3 protein-coding genes are annotated in these 4,174 nt (G+C 65.3%); all 3 read left to right on the top strand.

The window, feature by feature from the left end:
- The coding region (locus EYB53_RS25060) for a hypothetical protein (RefSeq protein WP_167857619.1) at positions 1-1,559 on the top strand (1,559 nt) is incomplete at its 5' end.
- 789 nt (positions 1,560-2,348) lie between these two features.
- A complete protein-coding gene (locus EYB53_RS25055; protein WP_135482315.1) occupies positions 2,349-2,780 on the top strand; it encodes a helix-turn-helix transcriptional regulator in 432 nt (143 codons plus the stop codon).
- Complete coding sequence (locus EYB53_RS25050; RefSeq protein ID WP_135482313.1) at positions 2,777-3,073, top strand: hypothetical protein; 297 nt, start codon at positions 2,777-2,779, stop codon at positions 3,071-3,073. The genes EYB53_RS25055 and EYB53_RS25050 overlap by 4 nt, the downstream gene beginning before the upstream one ends.
- Positions 3,074-4,174: the final 1,101 nt, after the last annotated feature.

Below are 4,174 nucleotides of genomic sequence, written 5' to 3'. Positions count from 1 at the left end.
GCGCCACCGCCAATGCGATCCCGGATGCTTATGAGCAGGCGCGGGCATTGCGTACTCTGACCGAAGCACTCGCCACGGCCCAGCACTGGGAAGAAGCCCGCGCCACCGTCGATGCAATCTCTGAGGCTGGCCAGCGTACGCGGGCACTGGGCACCCTGGCATGGACGCTTGCTACCATCCAGCATCCAATGGCAGAGGCGACCTTGACAGCAGCACGAACCATTGCCGATACAATCCCTGAGGTCGACGTGCGTGCGCAGGAAATGAGCACCCTGGCATGGACGCTTGCTACCATCCAGCATCCAATGGCAGAGGCGACCTTGACAGCAGCACGAACCATCGCCGATACAATCCCTGAGACCAACCAGCGGATGCAGGCACTCAGCGCCCTGGGCAAGATACTCACTATGGCTCAGCATCCGGCGGCAGAGGTGGCTTTCACGGCAGCACGAACCGCCGCCGACGCGATCATTAATGATGAAGATCGGGCGCTGGCGCTTGCTGCACTAGCCCAGGCTCTAGCCACCGTAGAGCACCCAGATGTCGAAACTACGTTCGCGGCGGCCCGCACCAGTACGAATGCTATCCCCAATGATGAAGATCGGATGGAAGCGCTCATGACACTGGCTCAGGCCCTCACGACGGCCCAACGTTGGGAAGAGGCTCGGGCGACCGCCGATGCCATCTACCAGGATGTGTGGCGTGCGCGGGCATTGCGTACTCTGACCGAAGCGCTCGCCGCAGCCCAGCGCTGGGAAGAAGCCCGAGCAACCGCCGATGCCATCTCGTATGGTAATGAGCAGGCGCGGGCATTGGGTACCCTGACAAAAGTGCTCGCCGCAGCCCAGCGCTGGGAAGAAGCCCGAGCGACCGCCGATGCCATCTACCAGGATGTGTGGCGTACGAGAGCGCTGAGCGACCTTGCACAGGCGCTCGCCACCGCGCAACATTCGGGAGCAGAAAAGGCGTTCATGGCAGCGCGGGGCACCGCCGACACCATCCCTGAGGCACGCGACCGTGCACGAGCGCTCAGTGCGCTAGCGCAAGCGCTGGCCGCCGCACAGCATCCCACAGCAGAAGAGACATTCATGGCAGCACGGGCCACCGTCGACACTATCCCTAAAGCAAATCAGCGTGTGATGCCGCTGCGTGACCTTGCACAGGCTCTTACCACAGCCCAACACTGGGATGCGGCGTGGACAACCGCTAACGACATCATCGACGATTTGCAGCGTACGTGGGTGCTGAGCGACCTTGCACACGCGCTTGCCACCGCGCAACATCCAGGAGCGAAAGAGATGTGCATGGCAGCATGGGCTAGCGCCCAAACCATCCCTAAGGCAGACAGCCGTGCACAGGTGATGGAAGTCCTGGCTAAAGCATTGGTCAAGGCAGGATACTATGCTATGCTCGCCGGGCTTTGGCTCAAAACCCAGACGGCTGATGAGATCCTCAGTCTGCTTGTGTTTGATAGCGCGTTCTTCCGTACCTACCCCGAGCTTGCGCAACCTTTGCTGGATGGTTTCCATTGGGTTGACACGCAGCTCACGCTGGCCTAGCGGACGATGGGGAAGCCATGCGAGCGCTCTGTGTGTGCCGACGTTAGCCAGGACGAGCAACGTGCTCACTGCTGCCCCGACCGCCGCCGCACAGCATGCAACGCATGCGTTGACCCTTCACTGAAGCCCCGCAGCGCAACCATGTGGGGCCGTCCCTCATCATGAGGCCGAACTACGACCCTCCCCGCTCCTTCCCGCAGAGACAACGTGAGCGGCGCGAATCCGACCAGGCTTCAAGCACCGTCGCCCACCCCTCGTCGAACAAACCGCCGGTGCGCAGACCAGGCCCTCCAGCGCTCCCCGCGTCGCGCCCTGGCCTGGCCGATGCCGCCGCCGCCCAGGTCGACACCCGCCGCCATGCCGAGCGCACGCCTTCGCGCCAAAGGAAGCGGCAAACACCCGCCCGGCCCACGCTCCGGGCGGGGGGCAGAAGCTCGCACATCTGCCTGAATCGCGTTCCGCAGGGCCGCCAGGCACCTGGGCTTGCCACCTGCTTCCGCTCCCGATCCATGGCCGCACCCTGCGGTGGTTCACCTTGGACATCAGGGGTGTCCCTACGGACATCCCTTGCGGGGTGGTTTTGGTTCAGATTGAACCGCGTGACCAGCCCGAACCGTGTCGTCGCAGGGTGAAGCGTGCGGCCGAGCGTGCGGCGCACGGGGCCGAGAAGGAGGCCTCGGTGCGACCAGGGCCGCACGTTCGCCCGCAGACCTGGTGGTCGCGGGCGATCAACAGCGCACGCGGCGCACGGGGCAAGACGGACGCACCCAGGTGGAGCGGTTCGCGGCGATGAAAGACCGCCATTCTGCTGATGATCTGACGATGATTATCTGCTATACTGATGCGAGAGGGATGAACCAAGGAGGGCTAATGACAACCACTGCCGACGTGCCCGTGACGCGCTCACTGGAGGACTACCGCCATGAGCAGTTGCTCACCATTGAGGAATTCGCCCGGTTCCTCGAGATGACCGAACAGACCTACCGCCGACTCCTGGCCGACCCAGCGAGTGTTAGGATGCCCACCAAGCGCAAGGCCCGCGAGAAATTAGGCGTCTCGCCGTATCTCGTCAAAGAATTCTACCCCCCCATCCCCGCCGCCCTCCTTGAGCGGGCGCAGGCGGCGATGACGGAAGCCAACGCCGAAGGCTGGATCGCAGTGGATCCGGAGACGCTCGAACCGACCGGCGAGCGCTTCGACCGTGACGGGACGCGCCAGTGAAGCCCCTCATTTGGGCAAAGGTTGTCTTCAGCCCCGCCGCCGAGCGCCTGCGGCAGCAGCTGGACGCGGAGCACCGGCGACGGCTCGCCCGGGTGATCAGCGTCATCAAGAACGGGCCGGAGGATGGGTCGTTCGCAGGCCACGACCGCGAGGGGCATGCCCTGTACCAGATGACCGGCGCTGACACCCACGTCATTTACCAGGTAACCTTCTGGCCCATCGGGCGCGTGCTGCTCATCGTCTTCATCGAGATCCGCGACTGGGAGCCCTTGGAGACCAACCCGCCGCTGTGAGCGACCGGCGCACGCCACGCAAACGACCCACAAAGCCGCCGTGGTGCGGGACACCAGCGGGGGACACCGTCTGCTTCCCGGAAGCAGACGGTGTCCTCAAAGCGAGGGACAGCTCGCGGACGCGGTGCGCCCACCACCCCCATCCGTGGACTTGTCGTTCCGCAGACGAGCATGCTATACTGCCCCCACGCGGGTGTTGTGCAGCCCCATGGTTCCCGCTCCCCACGCGGAACACCCCCTTCCACCTTTGGGCGTGTTGACGTGGCGATCACGAACCATCTGTCCTGCTCCGCTCCGCGTAACCACAGGCGTTAGCCTGTTGGTCTGGACATTTCGAAGTCCGATAGCCGAGAGCCGGTAATCGTCACCCTGGCGATAGGCCGGATCATGCTGGGCAGGGTACGCCTTGCCCCCACCGTGCGCCGGCGTTGCCTGCGCGATGCCTCGCTGATGGCCTATGCTGGGCCACCCCACGCCCGCCTTGTCCGCAACGCCCGTCCGCCAGGCCCGTTGTGGCCTGCACACCCTGCTTACCACCCTTGCGCGGTCACTCCCGTACGCTCGCCCATCTGCCTGGCCTGCGATGGCCTACGCTCTCCACGTCGCCGCTGCTGCGGTGGCATGATCGCCTCGTGCCCATCTGCCAGGCCCCCGGTGGCCTGCGCTTCCCACGTCGCCGCTGCTGCGGTAGCGTGATCACGCTGGGCGCATGATCGCGACCGCGACCCGCATGCGGAGTCGCCGCCCTGCGGTCACTCCCGCACGCCGTCCCATCCACCAGGCCTGAGGGCCTACGTTGCCCACGTTGCCGCTGCTGCGGTGGCGTGATCACGCTGGGCGTATGATCGCGACCACGACCCAGGCTCGACCCGCATGCGGAGTCGCCGCCCTGCGCGATCACTCTCGCACGCTCGTCCCATCCATCAGGCCTGATGGCCTGCACTTCCCACGTCGCCGCCCTGCGGTGGCGTGATCACGTCGTGCCCAATCTACCAGGCCCCCGGTGGCCTGCGCTTCCCACGTCGCCGCTGCTGCGGTGGCGTGAGCACCTTGTGCCCATCCGCTTGGCCCCCGGTGGCCGCCACACCCCACGTTGCCGCT

Origin of the sequence: Candidatus Chloroploca mongolica (assembly GCF_004762035.2) — a bacterium.
In the GTDB taxonomy this organism is placed as follows: domain Bacteria; phylum Chloroflexota; class Chloroflexia; order Chloroflexales; family Chloroflexaceae; genus Chloroploca; species Chloroploca mongolica.
This window is presented reverse-complemented; position numbering and strand designations above follow the sequence as displayed.

Coding starts and splice junctions, on each gene's coding strand:
- EYB53_RS25055 (WP_135482315.1), top strand. CDS start 2,349: ATGAAAGACCGCCATTCTGCTGATGATCTGACGATGATTATCTGCTAT.